The following is an 18,406-nucleotide window of genomic DNA, read 5'->3' on the forward strand; positions in this document are numbered from 1 at the left end:
TAAAACACCCTCTGATTCACAAATCAGGGGGTGTTTTTTATTCGAGGAAAATTAAGTTTTTGTATGTGTTTTTAAAAAATAAGTCTAAAATTTACAATTAAATATGATTCTTTAGCTACAAATAACCAAAAAATCTAAGTTCATGCTATAGATTAGGTAGGTATTCGTAAGGTTGACGATATAGCCTATAATTCTCCATTATAAAATGTATAAATTGTCAATGGCATTGTCTTGTAAAGTGCAGCGATAATTTTAGGATGAATAAAGGATTTGCAAAGGATTTGCACCTGATCAATAAATCAGATAATTATAAGGAATGTGTGAAATGATAGAACTTATTTCTCTGAGTATCTTAAGCGTATTGATTTTAGTTATATTTGTCGTTCGTTATCAAAAACGTACAGATCAGCATTATGATAGTGCTTTAAAACAACGAGCTCTGCTCAACTATAACGAACAAATCATTTATCAACGACTGAATCAGCTCTTACCACAACATATTATTTTATCAAATGTTGCTTATAGTGCACTGTTAACAAGTAAGTATTCACATACACGAGCAAAGTTTAATAATATGACAGCTGACTTTGTCATTTTAAATTCACAGTTTCAAGTTGTGGCAATTATTTCTCTTGGTGGCTCAATGTTTACACAGCATCGTGATGATCGTTATGAAGATGCTTTGTTGGAAATGGCTGGTTATCGAGTGCTGCGTTATGCAGGCGTACCCGATTTGAAGAAATTATCGCGTGATTTGAATATTCAAGAAAAAACAATGGCATTTGCGTAGGCAAATGCCAGTTTGAAGGCTTATGGTTTAACAGCTGTTACTGTCATTTCAACCAAAACTTCTGGAGCATACAGTTTAGATTCGACACAGGTGCGTGCAGGTGCATGACCTTGTATAACCCATGCATCCCAAACTTCATTCATTGCAGCATAGTCTTGTTCAATATCTTTTAAGAAAATAATCACAGATAAAATTTGAGTCTTATCTGTTCCTGCATCAGCTAAAAAGCGATCAATATTGGCAAGGGTTTGCTGGGTTTGTGAGCGAATATCTTGGCTCGTATCATCTGCAAGTTGCCCCGCAAGATGGACCAAGTTACCTGAAATTGCGACTTCACAAAAACGTGAGCTTACATGTAAACGTTCAACAGCCATAAGTTTAATCTACAAGGGGAGAATTGACAGTTTTTGATGATACTTGACCTTTCATGCGTGCTGCAACAATTGAAGTGAGTAAGCAGCCCACAGTTAAATAGATCGCAACGAAAATCCAGTGTCCATGTGCAAGGAAGATGAGTCCTGTTGCAATAAATGGCGTAAAACCACCGCCAATAATACTGGCAAGTTGATAGCCGACACCTGCACCACTATAGCGGTATTCTGCACCGAATAATTCGGTAAAGATCGGCTGATGGACGCTGACCACCATGTCATGGGCTAGATTGGCAAGTAAAATAGATAAAATCACTAACCAAAAAACGGATCCACTTTGCAATGCCAAGAAGAATGGAAATGCAGCGCCTGCACCAATTAAACCACCCATAATACACATGCGGCGGCGGCCAAAACGGTCTGCAATCATGGCAAAAAATGGAATACTGACACAGCTAATTGCACCGACCATTAAAGAAATATTCAAAAATAATTGCGAAGACATATGCAATTTTTCGGTTGAATAGTTCAGGGCGAAGGTTGTGACTAAATACATTGAAAGCAATTCAGCTAGACGTAATGCAATGATGTAGAAAAAACCTTTTGGGTTATGCTTAACCGCTTCAATAATCGGAAAACGTGATTTCTTTTCCTGAAGCTTAGGTTTGTGTTGCTGCTGTTTAAATTCGGTAGACTCTTCTTGATCTGAACGAACCCATACTGCAAAAGCAACTAAGATAACACTGGCAAGAAATGGAATACGCCATCCCCAGTCACGGAAGCCATCTTCACCAATACATAAAGTAATCAGAGATACGCAGCCCGATGCGAGCATTAAGCCCACACCATATCCGATTTGAACACCACTACTATAAAAGGCTTTCTTGTTTTTAGGGGCATTTTCTACAGCCATGAGTGCTGCACCACCCCATTCTCCACCGACAGCAAAGCCTTGAATGGCACGCAATGTGACGAGTAAAACAGGTGCCCACCAACCAATTTGTGCGAAAGTGGGTAATAATCCGATGAATACGGTTGCTCCACCCATGAGAAAGACAGTGAGGAACAGCATTTTTTTACGACCGAGTTTGTCGCCAAAATGCCCGAAAACAATACCGCCTAATGGGCGAAATAAGAAACCAACACCAAAAGTGGCAAACGCTGCTAACGTTCCCATAGTCGGGTCAATATTTGGAAAAAATTGTTGTTTAAATACTAACGCAGCAACAATGCCATAGAGTAAAAAGTCATACCAATCCACAACTGCGCCAATAAAGCTACTCAAAGCAGCTTTGCGAGCTCGTTTTTCTTGTGTGATATGTAGAGAAGAAGAACTTGAGGTCATTCAGAAGGAGTCCATGCCTAACAGTCGGAGCGCCCTGCAATGCGCATGATGATTAATCCGATGTATTACAGGGACGGCTGGTTAAAACCATGGATTAGTTTTAACCGTGCAATAGCTTCATGGATAAATGTAAGCGGACATAGCTTAATCGAAAAATGCTTAGCTTGCGAGAGTCTAAGGCATATATTTTTTGTAAATGAGAATTATTTTAATTAATTACCACAGTGACAATTGATTTTTCTGTTCGGTATCGATGAGTTGATAAACGCCGACTCCAACCAAACGGAAGCGCAATTGAGGGGAAATATTCAGCTCAGTCATTAATAAAGTAATCGCTTGCTGTAGCTGCACCAAATTCTCTAATGGGCTTTGAAATCGTTTACTGTGTTGCAGCACATGAAAATCAGCTTGTTTAAGTTTGATGGTTACACCAAAGGCACTGAGCTGACGTTTCTCTAAGCTAGCCCAGACTTTTACAGCCAATGTTACCCATGTGGTTTGGCATTCGCTGAGATAAAGATCTTGGTCAAAGGTAATTTCTTTAGAAATTTGCTGACGGACTCGACTGGCTTCCACTGGACGTTCATCAATTCCTTGAGCATATAGATGTAATTGTTGTCCATATTTTCCAAAGTGCTGCTGTAAAACGTGCAATTCAATTTTTTGTAAATCACCGAGTGTGTAAAGCTGTAATTGTTCGAGCTTGGCTTGAGTGACTTTACCCACCCCAGGGATTTTTTTTAAGGGTAGATCATCAATAAAATCTTGAACTTGTTGCGGTTTAATCACACAGAGTCCATTGGGTTTATGCCAGTCCGATGCGATTTTGGCAAGAAATTTATTGGGTGCTACCCCTGCCGATGCAGTAAGCTGAGTGTGTTGCCAGATTTGCTGTTGAATGGCTTGAGCCACAGCAGTTGCTGATGCCAGACCTTGCTTATTTTCAGTGACATCTAAATAGGCTTCATCTAAAGATAAAGGTTCGATGAGGTCGGTATATTGCTGAAAAATATTCTGAATTTGAGCAGATACCTCTCGATAGAGTTCAAAGCGTGGCTCAAGTACTACCACATGTGGGCAAAGTTTACGGGCTTGTGCCATCGACATGGCAGAGCGTAAACCAAAACGTCGTGCAGGGTAGGACGCAGTTGTGATGACCGCACGTGGATGATGTGATGCGACAACCACAGGGACATCGACTAAGTCAGGGCGTTCACGTAATTCAACTGAAGCATAAAAGGCATCCATGTCGATGTGAATGATTTTGCGCTGTTTAATGATGAATAATTCCTAAATAACGTAAATAGCTTTGCCATTGTTCGGCTGAACCTGCATAGGCATTCAGATCGACAGGTTGGCTAATTCCATTGATATGTCCTTTTTGAGTGTATTGCCAAAACATCCAGCCGCGCTGATCTTTAAGTTTTGGATAAGCCTCATCATAATCGCGAATCCAAAGCGCGGTATGTGGGATGTGTCCCATCAGCACAATATGATAAAAGGTCTTTGAGGTATAAATAATGGGTGCTTTACCATAATGCTGATGCAAGATTTTCTGCATGGTCTGAATCTGTTTCAGGAGCTGTTCTTGATTTGAATTTTGAATGCAATTGGCATCGTATTCCAAATCAATCACAGGCGCTAGGGCATCAGCTTTATTGGGTACTGTGGCAATAAAATTGGCAGCCTGAATCTTTGCCTCACGGCATAAACGATAATAATGATACGCACCCACATGTAAGCCTTGCTCACGTGCTTTTAACCAGTTTTGTTGAAAACTCGGATCTTGATAATCACCGCCTTCGGTGGCTTTTAAATACACAAATTGATACTTGTGCGGTGAAATTTTTTTCCAGTCAATATTGCCTTGATGATGAGAAACATCAAAGCCTTGTACAGGATGATCTTGTGCTTCTGCAGGCTGATTTTGAAAGAGAATGAGGCTAATGAAGCATAGCAATAAAACGATAACGGTTGCAGTTAAGGTTCGGACAAGGTGCAAGTAACTTTTGCGAGCAGCTTTCATGATCCAACAGATCGGTAAGATTGAAGCTCTATTTTAAGAAAACTGCAGCAGAAAACCTATTTAAACTTATGAGAGATTTTGTTTGGGAATTCGCCAGAAAATCAGCATGGTGATCACATTCATTGCACCGAGTGTGAGTAGGGTGGCATCGAAGGCTTGAGCAAGCTGTAAATGAAAACTTGTATCTTGATAAAAATTGATCAGTGTTCCTGTCAATGCAATCCCGATACTCATAGAGAGCATCATGATCATCGATAAGAAGCTGTTGCCGCTACTGGCATGTTGTGAAGGTAAGTCTTTTAGCGTGTATGTATTCATTGAAACAAACTGAATCGAGTTGAGTGTCCCAAAAATAAAGAAATGCAATGCACGCAGCCATTCAGGTGTGGTTGCTGAGGTTAAGGTAAAGCTCATGACACAAAGTCCGACTGCAATAGTATTGAGAATTAACACATTGCGGTAACCCAGACGTTGTAGTAAAGGGCGCACAATTGGCTTAGAGAATAGTGAGCCGAGTACGAGAGGAATCATCATTAGCCCTGTTTCAAAGGGTTCGAATTTAAATACGACTTGCAACAGTAAAGGGAGTAAAAAGGGAATGGCATTGCCTGCAAAACGGGCAAAGAAATTACCTAATACCCCAATGGCATAAAATTGATGTCTAAACAAGTCACTACGAAATAATGCATTTTGATGGGTATGTGCATGATGAGCGTATAAAATACTTGCCGCGAGCCCCGCAATCAATAGTAGATAGGCACTCTGATGTGATGAACCTTCAATTGAAAAAGAATCAATACCTAATGTCAGACCCACCATTGCAACAATCAGCAGGATTACGCCTGAACGGTCAAAGCGTTTGACTTTGCTTTCTACAATATTGGGTAATGCCTTCAAGGTTACAAGAATACCAAGGATACCCATTGGAATATTAATTAAGAAAATCCAGTGCCAACTCGCGACCTCAACCAGCCAACCGCCGAGTGTTGGTCCAATTAAAGGGCCGATCAGCCCTGCAAGACTCATTAGACTCATCGCCGATACAAATTGTTCGCGAGGAACAATTTTGAGTAAAGATAGTCGTCCTACAGGAAGCAGCAATGCTCCGCCAATTCCTTGCAGAACCCGAAAAACCACCAGTTGTTCAAATGAGTTCGATAGACCACAACCTAAGGATGCTAAGGTAAAAATGATAATTGCACTCAAATAAACTGAGCGTAATCCAAAACGATCGGCTAACCAGCCACTCATGGGAATACAACTGGCAACGGACAGCACATAAGCCACGACAACCCCATGCATATGCAGAGGATTTTCTTTTAAGTGCTGTGCCATCGCAGGCAGGGCAGTGTTGACAATGGTCGTGTCAAGGGCTTGCATGAAAAAACCAATCGAGACCAAAAGCACCAGTAAGCGATATTGGGGTTGTAATGCTTGGTACGTGGTGGGATTTTGAGATTCCATGCAGCAAAAGCCTTATAAAAATTCAGGAATTTATCGAAATATGATAATTGCTATTGTAACAGGACTGAGATCGGCATTTAAGTTGTAGTTGTATTGCAAGACATACCGCGTCATAAAAAAGTACTTATTATTTCAAGTCGATCTGCTAGGATGAAGTAATTACACCATCAAATCGGGAGATCTACTGGATGATCGTATTGCACTATTTGCAGTATTCACGCGCCTTTCGTATTTTATGGGCATTAGAAGAATTACAACTGCATTATCAGATTCGTTTTTATAAACGACAGCCCAATCTTTCAGCGCCAGAGGAACTCAAAGCCATTCATCCTTTGGGTAAATCACCTGTCTTGCAAGATGAACAGCAAGTACTTGCCGAATCTGCCGTCATCTTAGATGTATTGCAACAGCGTTATGACCAAGCAGGTTTATTTAAGCCGAATCCTGAAATTCAAGATGATGCTTATCAGTATTTATACTGGATGCATTATGCTGAAGGTTCATTGATGCCCTTGTTGGTATTTCAACTGGTAATGAGCAATGTACCCTCAAGAGTCCCATTTTTGATTCGTCCAATTGCCAAAAAAGTATGTGAAGGGGTAAAAGCAGGCTTTTTACAGCCAAGACTCAAAGATCATGTGGCTTATATTGAATCGTATTTGACTGAACATGAGTATTTTGCAGGCGCATTTTCATTTGCGGATATTCAAATGAGTTTTCCTTTACAGGCTATTTCAAAACGGACTCAACTGGATATTCCACATATCCGTGCATTTCTCGCCCGTATCCAGCAGCGTGACGCATTTCAGCGTGCGCAGGAAACGGATGGGCATTATCAATAGCGTTGGAGCTTTTGCATGCACAGATGCGATGCTTAATTTTTCCCTTTAGATGTCTTGAATGATGATTTTAGTCAGCGCATGTTTGGCGGGGCGACCTGTAAGATATGATGGAACAGATTGCCTACATCGTAAGGCTCAGCAACTCATTCAACAAAATAAAGCAATTGCGGTGTGTCCTGAGATATTAGCGGGCTTACCCATACCACGCTTAGCCGCAGAAATTGTTGGGGGAGATGGTGATTGTGTTTTAGCAGGCACGGCAAAAGTGATTGAGCAATCAGGGCGGGATGTGACTGAGCAATATCTTCAAGGGGCTTACGCTACATTGGCAATCGCTCAGCAATATGGGGCAACACATGCTATTTTAAAAGAAAACAGTCCATCTTGTGGCAGTCAATTTATTTATGATGGCTCATTTTCAGGGATACGGCTTGAAGGAGTAGGTGTGACCACCGCACTCTTACGACAACATGGCATTTTGGTGTTGTCTGAAAAGCAATTTTTGCAACTGAATGAATCCATCTAGAGCAAAATGCTATTCACCTATGGCTCTAGCAATCATAGGTTGATTGTCTGTGATTTGATATTGATCGCGCCCTTTACGTTTTGCCAGATACAGGGCATGGTCAGCCGAAATAATAAACTCGGAAATCCGCTCATCGGCTTGAGGAATCATGGTGGCAACACCAATACTTAAAGTGACATAAGGGGCGATAAAACTCGATGGATGCGGAATTGCCAGTTGATGTGTTTCTTTAATGAGACGTTCAGCTTGCTGCTGAGCTTCTTCCGCATTGGTTCGGGGAAACAGTAGCAAGAATTCTTCTCCACCATAACGCACGACTAAAGTGTCACTATTTTCAGCTGTAACGGTGCTTAAAAGAAGTGCAATGCGCTTTAAACATTCATCGCCTTGTACATGTCCAAGTGCATCGTTATACAGTTTAAAATAATCAATATCGATCATCATAATGGTTAGCGGGCTGCTATAGCGAATTGCCCGATGCCATTCATTTTCCAAGACTTCATCTAAATAGCGGCGATTGGCCAAACCTGTTAATGCATCAAGTTGTGACAGTTTGGAAAGTTGTTGAGCTTGCTGTACCAGCTCTAAATGGCTATGTTCAATAATGCAATTTTGTAGAAAATTTTCACGGTGCTGCCGATCAGTAAAATAGGCCAAGGACATACCTAAAAAACTGCTAAACGTATAGGTACGGTTCAGGAGTGTCCAGTCAATATCTGCATTTAAGTGTTTACTGACCAGTAGACCGAGTAAACCACCTCCCCAACCTGCGATTAAGGCGGTATAGAAACGTAATCCAACAAATCCATAAATAATAATCACGGCATACATCATCGCGGTATGCAGTAAAGCAGTATTTTTGACGCCTTCTAAACTGTTGACCAAGATAAAACTAATCGCAACAGAGAGTGCTGAACCTAGACATACATAGTGATCAAACCAAGGGGTGAGTTTTTTGACAAAAGAAATCACCCATGCAGCAAGGACAATCACGCCAACCCAACTATAATAGGATAGCCACGCCCACACATGATCTTTAGGTAAGACTTGATAAATACCAAAGGATAAATAGAGATATAAAATAAAAATAATCATGCCACGATAGCGAAATTCGTAGGCAGCTTCTTGTCGGTATTGTTCTTGGTAGACGCGCTCGAAATCTTTAGGAAACCACACAAAATTTAATCGGGTTTTTTTTAATAAATCGACTTGTTTTCGGCTAAGTATATTTGAGCCTTGTAACCGCATAACCCAATCTCACTATTGAAAATATATAATTTTCAGATATTTATATGTTGTATAAATAGACAACCCTATAGCCTTCAACATATAGATACATTTATTTTTGTGTGGAAATTTTTAAAAGATAAGCCTTTGTATTTTAAGCCCGTCACGTTGTTTTATACATCATTTTTACATAAATTTAAAATGTAAAAAATTTTCAGGATGTGAATGAAATTTTACTCGTGCTTGAAACAGAACAGAAACAGTTGGCATGAGGACTCAATAAAATCATCTGAATACCAATTTCATAACTCATTGAAAGCCTATCTTTTATTGGCAGTAAAACGCCAAATCAAAAAAAACAGTTTCGCTGAAAATCTGATTGATTATTCAGACTTGATATTGTATTAAAAATAAAGAAATCTTCGTCATTCGCATGAGTCAAAAAATTGAAGGAAGTATGTTATGACAGTCCTGAAGAAAGGCTCAGTCCTTGAAATTACACCACATAGTGAGTGGGCGCAGAAATTTTGGGATGATCTTATTCCTGCAAAAGAGCGCGTTAGTCAGCATCCCCTGTTTATTGGTATGGCCACAGGTAAGCTGAACATTCGTTGTTTTCGTGGCGCATTATTAAATTTCTATCCCTTAGTGGCACAGTTTCCCTCTTATATGGCTTTGGCTTTGGCAAAGGCAACACAGTTTAATGAAGCTGGCGTGGTTGAGAGTCGGGATTGGTTAATTCAAAATTTGAAAGTTGAAGAGCGCCATTTGGTTTGGTATCGCGACTGGGCACGTGGTTTTGGGGTGACCCTTGAAGAACTGGATCAGATTACGCCACCTCCTGCAATGAATGCAGTCAACCACTTTTTGTGGAGCATTAATTATCGTGGTAGTTTGCCTGAAAGTCTTGCTGCAACCAATTTGGCGATTGAGTGGGCGACAGGTGACTGGTCATTAAGCGTTTATAAAGGCATTCAGAACTATCAAAGTCAGTCTGATATACAAATTGACAAACGTTCATTGGCATGGCTACGTGCGCATGCTCATTATGATGATATTCATCCTTATGAAGCGATGGAATTGATTAAACTGTTATGTGAAGGTAAACCAGATTTACAGGCAAAAGCCTTTCAAGCTGCACAAGAAGGCTTGGAGTATTACGCTTTGGCATTGGATGAATGTTATAAATTGCAACATCAATAATGTCTTAACTGGGAAGGTGTACAGCCAAAATGCTGCTTAAAGCGGTTACTAAAGTGACTGGCTGAGCTAAAGCCACATTGTAAAGCAATTTCAGTCAGACTCAGTGTTGAGGACTGCACCAATCGATGAGCACGCATCAGGCGTTGTTGTAAAATATACTGATGTGGTGCTTGTTGCATTGAATGCCGAAACATGTGGGCAAAATGGTAGTCACTCAAATGGGTTTGTGCAGCCAGATCTGAAATCGTCAGTGGCAAATGCAAATGGGCTTCAATCCATGCCAACAGTGAGCGCAATTGAGCAGGTGCTAGCCCACCTTTAATTTGCGGCATATTCCAAACAATATTGCTGTAATTGCGAAGTACATGATTCAGTAGCAAGGTTGCGGTTGTGGATAGTTGCAGCAAATTTTCAGATTCTTTCCAGTCACAGTTCAATAAAAAATGCCGATATAACAAAGTAATGTGTGGGTCAACTGCAAAGGTCTTTTCATCTAACTGAATGGTATTTGGCTCTTTATCCCAGACCTTTGCCGCCAGATCTCGTAGGTGTTGATCAGTATAATACAAATGCACAAAACTCAGTTCACCACGAATATCCCATTCCGATTCCTGCTGCTGTGGCATTAAACAAAAATGATCTGGGCCGCCGCCATTGCGCCATTTAATACCCTGCCGTTGATAACATTCATAGCCTTCTCGAATATAAAGGCTTAAGGTGTGATGATTGCTTTTTACACTGACCCGATCATGTTGGTTGTACCAAGATGCCAATTGCATGCCTGAGCCGAGTTGTGCATGGTCAAGCAACTGTGCTTTATGCTGCTGGAGCTGTTCAAGGGTCTGATAGGTCATCTGCGTGATCATGTCGTGACATCATGGACAATATAGTCTAGCTGTTTTTTAAACAGTCTTGCAGATTTTCTAAAAAAACCACAAGTTTGTGCAAGTTGATCATCAGTTTATACAAGTTTTAAATTGTGCTGTATCGCATACTTTTTATCGATAAAAAAAGGAGCATACAGGTGAATTTGGTTTTATATGCGATAGTGGTCTTGATTTGGGGAACAACATGGATTGCCATTACAGCTCAATCAAATGTGGTTGATCCTGTCGTTGCGGTGTTTTGGCGTTTTTTGATTGCAGCAAGTTGCTTAATGTTCGGTTTATTGATTACTCGCCGTTTACGTCCTCTGTCTTTACGTGATCATGGGTTTTGTGCTGCACAGGGACTCTGTGTTTTTGGACTGAATTTTTTATGTTTTTATCATGCAATTGTCTATATTAACAGTGGTTTAGAGTCGGTTATTTTTTCAATAGCAGTTCTGTTTAATACATTGAATAGTCGTGTGTTCTTTGCTCAGAAAATTGTACCTCAGTTTTTTCCTGCGGTAATTTTAGGTTTTCTTGGTATGTTTTTATTGTTTTGGCAAGACTTAAGCAGTACGCATTTGCAGGGAACTACTTTGCTTGGCATTGGTTTGTGTATGCTTGGAACCTATGGTTTTTCTTTGGGAAATATGATTAGCACACGTCATCAGAAACGAGGACTAGATGTCTTGAGTACCAATGCTTATGCCATGAGCTATGGTGCGATCTGGATGGGATTATTTGCAGCGCTAACAGGCATGCAGTTTTTACCTGCTGTATGGAATTGGCAATTTAGTTTGGCTGTAGGTTATTTGGCGATTTTTGGCTCAGTGATTGGCTTTAGCGCTTATTTTATTTTAGTTGGGCGAATTGGTGCAGGGCAGGCGGCTTATAGTACCTTGCTTTTTCCTTTGGTGGCATTAAGCATTTCGACTTTTTGGGAAAACTATCACTGGAGTATTAGTGCAGTTTTGGGGGTTATCTGTATTTTGTTGGGCAATCTGATTTTTTTCCTTGCCCCAAAATTGAAGTTTTTTGCGCTAAAAAAAGCGATCAGTTGATCGCTTTTTTGTTTGATGTTTTAGTGTTTGACGATAATCGAATCGATGCCACTATTTTGCAGATTTTGCTGCGCAGCAATGGCTTCACTTTCTGTGCTAAATGGCCCTGAAATCACGCGATACCATGTTTTACCTTTCTCTGTGCTAATCACAACATCGGCAGGAAGTTTGTTCATTAAAATTTCTGAACGTTTGGCATCGGCACTATCGGGATCATTAAAACTTTTAATCTGTAAGATATAGCTGGTTTGTGCAGTGGAACTGCTATCAGAAGCGCTACTGATTTCTGCACTTGGCTGAGCAGGTGCTTCGACAATCACACCGACTTCTTTGGATGCTGTGGCAGGGACTGCCTGTTCAGGAATAGGCGTTACCTGTTGTTTGGGTAACTGGTCATAAAAACGGTAGTCTTTATTGGTTTCATCCTGAGATTGTCCTGCCGTCACATCACTACGTGGTTGTACGGGTGCCCACGGCTTCCACAACATTAATGCCAGTGCAGCACTCAGTACCACTAAAATCAAGATTAGAGTACCGAACCATTTTGGAATGAATGCCTGTTTTGGCTGTTTAGGGCGTTCAGAAACGCCACGTTGTGTTTTACCCCACACGTAGGAACCCTCTTAACTTACATCGCTGTTGGTGCAGATACACCAAGTAATTCTAAACCATTACGCAAAACTTGTTGTACGTTTACTGAAAGTAATAAGCGTGCTTGAGTTAAGGCAGCGTCATCGCTCAGTACTTTGTGTTCGTTGTACCAACCATGGAACAGTGCTGCAAGTTCTTTCAAGTAGTTACCGACTTGGTGTGGTTCATAGGCATTGGCTGCACGGTTAATAATGTCTGGGTAAGCTGCCAGTTTTGCCAAGATTTCAGTTTCAGCATCAAGGCTTAATTGTTCAGCAAACTGGCGTGCCGCTACTGCATCAAATGCAAGACCTGTATCTTTGGCTTTTTCAAGCATACGGCAGATACGGGCATGTGCGTATTGGATGTAATACACCGCGTTGTCTTTACTTTGTGAAACCGCAAGGTCAAGGTCAAAGTCAATGTGTTGTTCGCTCTTACGCATCACGTAATAGAAACGTGCTGCATCGTTGCCCACTTCTTCACGCAGTTCACGTAAAGTTACGAACTGACCTGAACGAGATGACATTTGTACCATCTCACCGCCACGCCACAAGCTGACGAACTGAACCAAAAGCACAGTCAGTTTGCTTGAGTCATAACCCATCGCATCAATCGCTGCTTTTACGCGGGCAATATAACCGTGGTGGTCTGAACCCCAAATATCGACAATATGGGTATAACCACGTTGTAATTTGTTGAGATGGTAAGCGATGTCTGAAGCAAAGTAAGTGGTTTGACCATTACGACGTTTCACTACACGGTCTTTTTCGTCGCCAAATTCAGTCGATTTGAACCAGATGTTACCGTCTTGTTCGTACAAGAAACCACGTTGTTCAAGGGTGGCCAACGCTTCATCAATTTTTTCAATCAGACTCGCTTCGCTGAACCATTGGTTGAAGGTCACACCGAACTCGCCAAGGTCATCTTTAATGTCTTCTAAGATGGCTTTCAGTGCAGCTTGATGGAAAACGCGATAGCCCTCACCAAGGAGTTGTTGTGAATTGGCAATCAAACCATCGATATGTTTTTCTTTATCACCTGAAACAACGACTTTATTGCCATCAGCATCAAGCGCATCGGCATATTGCACATCTTCAGGCACATCTTTATAGACATCTGCCACAGGGCGGACATGTGCATCGCCATCTTGATCAATAATGCTTTGCGCGATTTCTTTAACATAGTCGCCTTGGTAAGCATTTTTTGGGAAAACTAAAGTTTGCCCTTTTAATTCTAAATAACGTAAATAGGTTGAAGTCGCCAAAATATCCATTTGACGACCTGCGTCGTTGACGTAGTATTCACGGTCAACCACAGCGCCAGTCGCTTCAAGTAAATTCGCAACGGTCATACCATAAGCTGCACCACGACCATGACCAACATGTAGGCTAGAGGTTGGATTCGCAGAGACAAATTCGACTTGGATACGTTGTCCAGCATTGCTTTGCGTGCGACCAAACGCTTGGTTTTGTTGTTGAATCTGATCAAGAACAGCAAAACGCTGATCTGCATTTAAGAAGAAGTTAATGAATCCTGGACCTGCGATTTCAGCTTTACTGATATCGGCAACTTCAGGCAAATTTGCCAAGATTTGTTCCGCAAGATCACGCGGTTTTAAACCTGCAGCTTTCGCAGCAGTCATGGCAACATTTGAGGCAAAATCGCCGTGGCTTCGATCTTTGGTTCGCGTTAAGGTACTGTTGTTGTTCCATTCAGATGGAAGAACACCCTGTTGCTTGAGGGACTGAACTGCATGATCAAGAGCTGCTTGGATTGCCGTATTCATAATGGTTAGAAAAATGTCGCGGAAAAACGCTAAATATAGCAAATTTTGTACGTTCTAGGGAAAGACTATTTCTGTCGATTTTGTGCATGAGCACACGGATTTTTTGACGAAGATGAAAAAAATCGGATAGAATATTGTTATGTTATAACGTAATTATATTGGAGCATGTTATGAGAAAACAAATTCATCCTGATTATCAACAAGTTTTATTTCACGATACCAATGCAGACAGCTATTTTTTAATTGGTTCAACCTTAAAACCAAGTCAAACTCGAGAGTATCAAGGACAAGTTTACCCATATGTGACTTTGGATATTTCTAGTGCTTCACATCCGTTTTATACAGGCGAAGTCCGCCAAGCCAGCAATGAAGGGCGTGTGGCCAACTTTAATCGTAAATTTGCACGTTTTTCTAAAAAGAAAGCGTAAAGTAGCAGTTGGAAACCCCTCCTTTTTTCTTGCAGAATGTCGAGAATATTCTGCAAGAATCCTTAAAAATTACACAAGACCAACCAGATTAGTCAGAATAATTAAATCTCGAAATAAGTCTCATACCATTATAAATTTGCTAAATACCCTTTTTTGTCAAAAAAGGCTTAAGCTATTCAGGTATTTTGAAAAGCTAAACTTCACAATCGTGCGGTTTTAGTCAAAGATGAGACTAAACATGACCTCTGCTACGCAAAAAAAGCACCCACTTTACATCCCTTATGCTGGAAATACCTTATTAGAATTGCCTTTATTGAACAAAGGTTCTGCATTTAGCGAAGACGAACGGACTCGTTTTAACCTGCATGGTTTAATTCCCCATGTGATTGAAACTATTGAAGAACAAAGCCAACGCTCATATCAACAGTACTCTGCATTCCACGATGCGATCAATAAGCACATTTATTTACGGAATATCCAAGACACCAACGAAACCCTGTTTTTCCGCCTAATTGAAGATCATTTGGCGGAAATGATGCCGATTATTTATACACCAACGGTTGGTGAAGCTTGCCAACAGTTCTCTGATATTTACCGCCGTCATCGTGGGGTATTTATTTCTTATCCTGACCGTGAACACATTGACGACATTTTGCAAAACGTGAATCGTAAAAATGTCAAAGTGATTGTGATCACCGATGGCGAACGTATTTTGGGTCTTGGTGACCAAGGTATTGGCGGTATGGGTATTCCAATCGGAAAATTATCACTGTACACCGCGTGTGGTGGGATCAGTCCTGCCTATACGTTGCCAATTACCATTGATGTCGGTACCAACAACCAACAGTTGCTGAATGACCCGATTTATATGGGCTGGCGTCAACCGCGTATTAGCGGTGATGAATACTATAACTTTGTGGATGAGGTGATTCACGGTATTCGCCGTCGCTGGCCAAAAGCCTTGATTCAGTTTGAAGATTTTGCACAGAAAAATGCGATGCCTTTGCTGAACAAATACCGTGATGCAATCTGCTGTTTCAATGATGATATTCAGGGAACGGCTGCGGTATCGGTGGGTAGTTTGATTGCAGCGAGTCGTGCGGCAGGCAAGCAGTTAAAAGATCAGCGTATTGCTTTCTTGGGTGCAGGTTCAGCAGGTTGTGGTATTGCTGAGCAGATTGTAGCGCAAATGGTGGCAGAAGGCTTGAGTGATGCTGAAGCGCGCAAGCAAGTGTTTATGGTCGATCGTTTCGGTTTAATCACTGAAAATCAGCCGAACTTGCTAGACTTCCAACGTAAATTAGCACAACAACCTGAAGCCGTTGCAAGCTGGGCACAAGCCGATGAAATGATTTCATTGCTTGATGTGGTAAAACACGCCAAACCAACCGTGTTGATTGGGGTATCGGGTCAACCAGGTTTATTTACCGAAGAAATTATTCGGACTTTGGCTGCAAACTGTGAACGTCCGATTGTGTTGCCATTGTCGAATCCAACCTCGCGTGTCGAAGCTGTACCTGCCGATGTCTTGAACTGGACAGACGGGAAAGCTTTGATTGCCACAGGTAGCCCGTTTGCACCTGTAAATTATCAAGGCAAGTTGTATAACATTTGTCAGTGCAACAACTCATACATTTTCCCGGGTATTGGTTTGGGGGTGATTGCAGCAGGTGCAACTCGTGTCACCGACAGCATGCTGATGGCATCGAGCAATGCTTTGGCAGACTGTTCACCAATGTTGCAAGATCCAAATGCAGACTTGTTGCCTGAAATTGATGACATTCAAAAAGTGTCACGTGTGATTGCCTTTAAAGTCGCAAAAGCAGCAATGGATGCAGGCGTAGCTCCTGTGATTAGTGATGAATTGCTCATGGAAAATATTGAGAAAAATTTCTGGAAACCAGAATACCGTCAATATAAACGTGTTCCATTCTAAGTTGTAAGATGAAGAAAAATACCCTGCACATGCAGGGTGTTTTTTTGCGTCATTGTTTGAGTTTGAGTGGCTGTAATGGATAAAATTTCATTAAAATTAAATATTTAAAAAGAGTAAAACCCTGCTGTTGAGTGTGTGGAGATTATCTAAAATTGTGCTAACCATAGCAAAACAACATCTGATGACAGCAGACGATTTATTTTAAGGTAAAGGCATATTGATTTTTGAGTAATGCCATGACTAATCCAACAATTCAGCATGCCCAAGCTTTTTCTGAATCACAAATCTATGCAGCATGGGGGCAAGGCCCATCCGCACGTTATGACGAACTGGCACAACATTTTCGCCCTGTGTTTGCCAAAATTCAGGCAGGTACGTTACAGCGCGAGCAGCAGCGAATTTTGCCTTATGAACAATTGCAGTGGCTTAAAGACAGCGGTTTTACCCGATTGCGTTTGCCGAAAGCCTTTGGTGGTTTTGATGCTAGCATTCCTGAATTATTCGCTCTGCTGGTTGAGCTTGCTCAAGCCGATTCAAACTTGCCACAAGCGCTTCGTGTTCACTTTGGCTTTACCGAAGATGTCTTAATTTCCAAAGATCCTGCATTTAAAGCTCGCTGGCTTAAACGGATTGCTGCGGGTGAAACCGTTGGTAGCGCATGGTCTGAAGGTGGAAAAGAAGGCCGTGATCAGTTTCAAACCCATATTTATCGTGATCCACAAGGCCAGATTCGTTTAAAAGGCCAAAAGTATTACACCACAGGTAGTTTATATGCAGACTGGATTGATGTTGGTATTCAGGATTTGTCAGGAGAATCGGCAGCGGTATTAGTGCAACGTCATCAAGAAGGGGTTGCCATACAAGATGACTGGAATGGTTTTGGGCAAAAACTCACGGCTAGTGGCACAACGATTTTTAATGATGTGCTCATTGATGCTGAGGAAATTTTGGTTGAGTCTAGCCGCTTTAAATATTCAGCAGCGTATTACCAACTGGTGCAATTGGCGATTATTACAGGGCTTGGACATGCTGCCAGCTATGAATTGTCCTATGCGGTAGCGCAGCGCAACCGTAACTATACCCATGCCAACAGCCAGTTTGTACGCAATGATCCACAAATTTTACAGGTGGTTGGGCAGGTGCGTGGCGCCGCCTATAGTGCAGGGGCAATCGTTGAAAAAGTCGCGCAAAGTTTGCAGCGCACTTATTTGGCAGCCTTACAAGACAATGCTGAATATGAGGAACAGCAAAATGCACTGGCTGAGTTAGAAACTGCACAGTCGCAAACAGTGATTACCCAACTGATTTTAAATGCCTCAACGGTACTGTTTGATGCCTTGGGTGCATCGGCATCAGATCAGCGTCATGCACTGGATCGTTTCTGGCGTAATGTCCGAACGCTGTCTTCACATAATCCACGGGTGTTTAAAGATCGAATTGTCGGTGATTTTAGTGTCAATGGCACTCTGCCACCGTATCAATGGCGTATTGGGGATGTCAGTCAGGATCAGGCATTGTCCAAAGCCAGTTAAGAGTAGTTGTATTTTAAAGAGCAGCCGAATCGCTGCTCTTTTTATTTTTTGATGTAAGCATTTGCTGACAAGGATTCAGGACATTTGCCAATAGGCAGCAATGCTGAATTTGCTATGATGAACTCATCAGGAACAGGAAGTTCCAGAACATCAAACAACAATAATAAGTTCTCGCATCAGGATCGTGAGGGATGACAGGAGTTAACCCTAGGGCGCAAATACGAAAAAACCTCGACAGGATGTCGAGGTTTTTTTATGCCTCAATTAAAATGAAGTGTTCTGGACAATTGTTTGATCTATCACCAAAAACAGATAACCACAGCAGATTATTTCATTAACAGCAAATCTGCTAAGCAGCCAAGTTATT

The 18,406-nt window shown here is 41.4% G+C and carries 17 protein-coding genes; 8 read left to right on the plus strand and 9 right to left on the minus strand.

Annotated elements, in window-relative coordinates:
• Positions 1-325 precede the first annotated feature (325 nt).
• The gene (locus LVY74_RS13760; RefSeq protein ID WP_237815525.1) at positions 326-790 is read left to right on the plus strand and encodes a DUF2726 domain-containing protein; all 465 of its coding nucleotides are present in this window, start codon (positions 326-328) and stop codon (positions 788-790) included.
• A gap of 20 nt (positions 791-810) precedes the next feature.
• Here the strand turns inward: LVY74_RS13760 and LVY74_RS13765 are convergent, their stop codons facing one another.
• The 5 genes from LVY74_RS13765 to mdtD all read right to left on the minus strand — a co-directional run bounded on the left by LVY74_RS13765 (position 811) and on the right by mdtD (position 5,996).
• Entirely contained in the window at positions 811-1,164 is a 354-nt protein-coding gene (locus LVY74_RS13765) for a RidA family protein (protein WP_237815526.1), read from the minus strand.
• Between the two features lie 4 nt (positions 1,165-1,168).
• Positions 1,169-2,506: a shikimate transporter gene (shiA, locus tag LVY74_RS13770; protein ID WP_237815527.1), complete on the minus strand. Its 1,338-nt coding sequence runs from the start codon at positions 2,504-2,506 to the stop codon at positions 1,169-1,171.
• Positions 2,507-2,722: 216 nt separating this feature from the next.
• Positions 2,723-3,754 (minus strand): DNA polymerase IV, encoded by a 1,032-nt coding sequence (dinB, locus tag LVY74_RS13775; RefSeq protein ID WP_237815528.1) that lies wholly within the window; start codon positions 3,752-3,754, stop codon positions 2,723-2,725.
• Between the two features lie 25 nt (positions 3,755-3,779).
• Positions 3,780-4,532 carry a glycoside hydrolase family 25 protein gene (locus LVY74_RS13780; RefSeq protein ID WP_151710627.1) on the minus strand — a complete coding sequence of 251 codons (753 nt, stop codon included), beginning with the start codon at positions 4,530-4,532 and terminating at the stop codon, positions 3,780-3,782.
• A gap of 66 nt (positions 4,533-4,598) precedes the next feature.
• A complete protein-coding gene (gene mdtD / locus LVY74_RS13785) occupies positions 4,599-5,996 on the minus strand; it encodes a multidrug transporter subunit MdtD (RefSeq protein WP_151710628.1) in 1,398 nt (465 codons plus the stop codon).
• Positions 5,997-6,184: 188 nt separating this feature from the next.
• On the opposite strand from mdtD, the gene LVY74_RS13790 reads away from it, so the two are divergent.
• Together LVY74_RS13790 and LVY74_RS13795 are read left to right on the plus strand one after the other, a co-directional pair.
• Positions 6,185-6,838, plus strand: a complete 654-nt coding sequence (locus LVY74_RS13790; RefSeq protein WP_151710629.1) for a glutathione S-transferase — start codon at positions 6,185-6,187, stop codon at positions 6,836-6,838.
• A 61-nt stretch (positions 6,839-6,899) separates the two neighbouring features.
• Complete coding sequence (locus tag LVY74_RS13795; protein ID WP_237815604.1) at positions 6,900-7,364, plus strand: DUF523 domain-containing protein; 465 nt, start codon at positions 6,900-6,902, stop codon at positions 7,362-7,364.
• Between the two features lie 9 nt (positions 7,365-7,373).
• Here LVY74_RS13795 and LVY74_RS13800 read toward each other — a convergent pair whose 3' ends face one another.
• Positions 7,374-8,612 (minus strand): GGDEF domain-containing protein, encoded by a 1,239-nt coding sequence (locus LVY74_RS13800; RefSeq protein ID WP_237815529.1) that lies wholly within the window; start codon positions 8,610-8,612, stop codon positions 7,374-7,376.
• A 441-nt stretch (positions 8,613-9,053) separates the two neighbouring features.
• On the opposite strand from LVY74_RS13800, the gene LVY74_RS13805 reads away from it, so the two are divergent.
• Complete coding sequence (locus LVY74_RS13805; RefSeq protein ID WP_237815530.1) at positions 9,054-9,794, plus strand: TenA family transcriptional regulator; 741 nt, start codon at positions 9,054-9,056, stop codon at positions 9,792-9,794.
• Here the strand turns inward: LVY74_RS13805 and LVY74_RS13810 are convergent.
• Positions 9,788-10,648 carry an AraC family transcriptional regulator gene (locus LVY74_RS13810; protein ID WP_237815605.1) on the minus strand — a complete coding sequence of 287 codons (861 nt, stop codon included), beginning with the start codon at positions 10,646-10,648 and terminating at the stop codon, positions 9,788-9,790. The genes LVY74_RS13805 and LVY74_RS13810 overlap by 7 nt on opposite strands.
• 170 nt (positions 10,649-10,818) lie before the next feature.
• Between LVY74_RS13810 and LVY74_RS13815 the strand changes: the two genes are divergently transcribed.
• A complete protein-coding gene (locus LVY74_RS13815; protein ID WP_237815531.1) occupies positions 10,819-11,724 on the plus strand; it encodes a DMT family transporter in 906 nt (301 codons plus the stop codon).
• Between the two features lie 20 nt (positions 11,725-11,744).
• Here the strand turns inward: LVY74_RS13815 and LVY74_RS13820 are convergent, their stop codons facing one another.
• Positions 11,745-12,335, minus strand: coding sequence for an SPOR domain-containing protein (locus LVY74_RS13820; RefSeq protein ID WP_151710634.1), 591 nt, complete (start codon positions 12,333-12,335; stop codon positions 11,745-11,747).
• Positions 12,336-12,352: 17 nt separating this feature from the next.
• Entirely contained in the window at positions 12,353-14,143 is a 1,791-nt protein-coding gene (argS, locus tag LVY74_RS13825) for an arginine--tRNA ligase (RefSeq protein ID WP_237815532.1), read from the minus strand.
• Between the two features lie 170 nt (positions 14,144-14,313).
• Between argS and LVY74_RS13830 the strand changes: the two genes are divergently transcribed.
• From LVY74_RS13830 to LVY74_RS13840, 3 genes are all read left to right on the plus strand, one after another.
• A complete protein-coding gene (locus tag LVY74_RS13830) occupies positions 14,314-14,571 on the plus strand; it encodes a type B 50S ribosomal protein L31 (protein ID WP_151710636.1) in 258 nt (85 codons plus the stop codon).
• A 238-nt stretch (positions 14,572-14,809) separates the two neighbouring features.
• A complete protein-coding gene (locus LVY74_RS13835; RefSeq protein ID WP_237815533.1) occupies positions 14,810-16,507 on the plus strand; it encodes an NAD-dependent malic enzyme in 1,698 nt (565 codons plus the stop codon).
• Between the two features lie 236 nt (positions 16,508-16,743).
• A complete protein-coding gene (locus LVY74_RS13840) occupies positions 16,744-18,039 on the plus strand; it encodes an acyl-CoA dehydrogenase family protein (RefSeq protein ID WP_237815534.1) in 1,296 nt (431 codons plus the stop codon).
• The last annotated feature ends 367 nt before the right edge of the window (positions 18,040-18,406 follow it).

The organism is Acinetobacter sp. ME22 (genome assembly GCF_022012315.1).
Classification (GTDB): Bacteria; Pseudomonadota; Gammaproteobacteria; order Pseudomonadales; family Moraxellaceae; genus Acinetobacter; species Acinetobacter brisouii_A.

Coding starts and splice junctions, on each gene's coding strand:
- LVY74_RS13760 (WP_237815525.1), top strand. CDS start 326: ATGATAGAACTTATTTCTCTGAGTATCTTAAGCGTATTGATTTTAGTT.
- LVY74_RS13765 (WP_237815526.1), bottom strand. CDS start 1,164: ATGGCTGTTGAACGTTTACATGTAAGCTCACGTTTTTGTGAAGTCGCA.
- shiA (WP_237815527.1), bottom strand. CDS start 2,506: ATGACCTCAAGTTCTTCTTCTCTACATATCACACAAGAAAAACGAGCT.
- dinB (WP_237815528.1), bottom strand. CDS start 3,754: ATGGATGCCTTTTATGCTTCAGTTGAATTACGTGAACGCCCTGACTTA.
- LVY74_RS13780 (WP_151710627.1), bottom strand. CDS start 4,532: ATGAAAGCTGCTCGCAAAAGTTACTTGCACCTTGTCCGAACCTTAACT.
- mdtD (WP_151710628.1), bottom strand. CDS start 5,996: ATGGAATCTCAAAATCCCACCACGTACCAAGCATTACAACCCCAATAT.
- LVY74_RS13790 (WP_151710629.1), top strand. CDS start 6,185: ATGATCGTATTGCACTATTTGCAGTATTCACGCGCCTTTCGTATTTTA.
- LVY74_RS13795 (WP_237815604.1), top strand. CDS start 6,900: ATGATTTTAGTCAGCGCATGTTTGGCGGGGCGACCTGTAAGATATGAT.
- LVY74_RS13800 (WP_237815529.1), bottom strand. CDS start 8,612: ATGCGGTTACAAGGCTCAAATATACTTAGCCGAAAACAAGTCGATTTA.
- LVY74_RS13805 (WP_237815530.1), top strand. CDS start 9,054: ATGACAGTCCTGAAGAAAGGCTCAGTCCTTGAAATTACACCACATAGT.
- LVY74_RS13810 (WP_237815605.1), bottom strand. CDS start 10,648: ATGACCTATCAGACCCTTGAACAGCTCCAGCAGCATAAAGCACAGTTG.
- argS (WP_237815532.1), bottom strand. CDS start 14,143: ATGAATACGGCAATCCAAGCAGCTCTTGATCATGCAGTTCAGTCCCTC.
- LVY74_RS13830 (WP_151710636.1), top strand. CDS start 14,314: ATGAGAAAACAAATTCATCCTGATTATCAACAAGTTTTATTTCACGAT.
- LVY74_RS13835 (WP_237815533.1), top strand. CDS start 14,810: ATGACCTCTGCTACGCAAAAAAAGCACCCACTTTACATCCCTTATGCT.
- LVY74_RS13840 (WP_237815534.1), top strand. CDS start 16,744: ATGACTAATCCAACAATTCAGCATGCCCAAGCTTTTTCTGAATCACAA.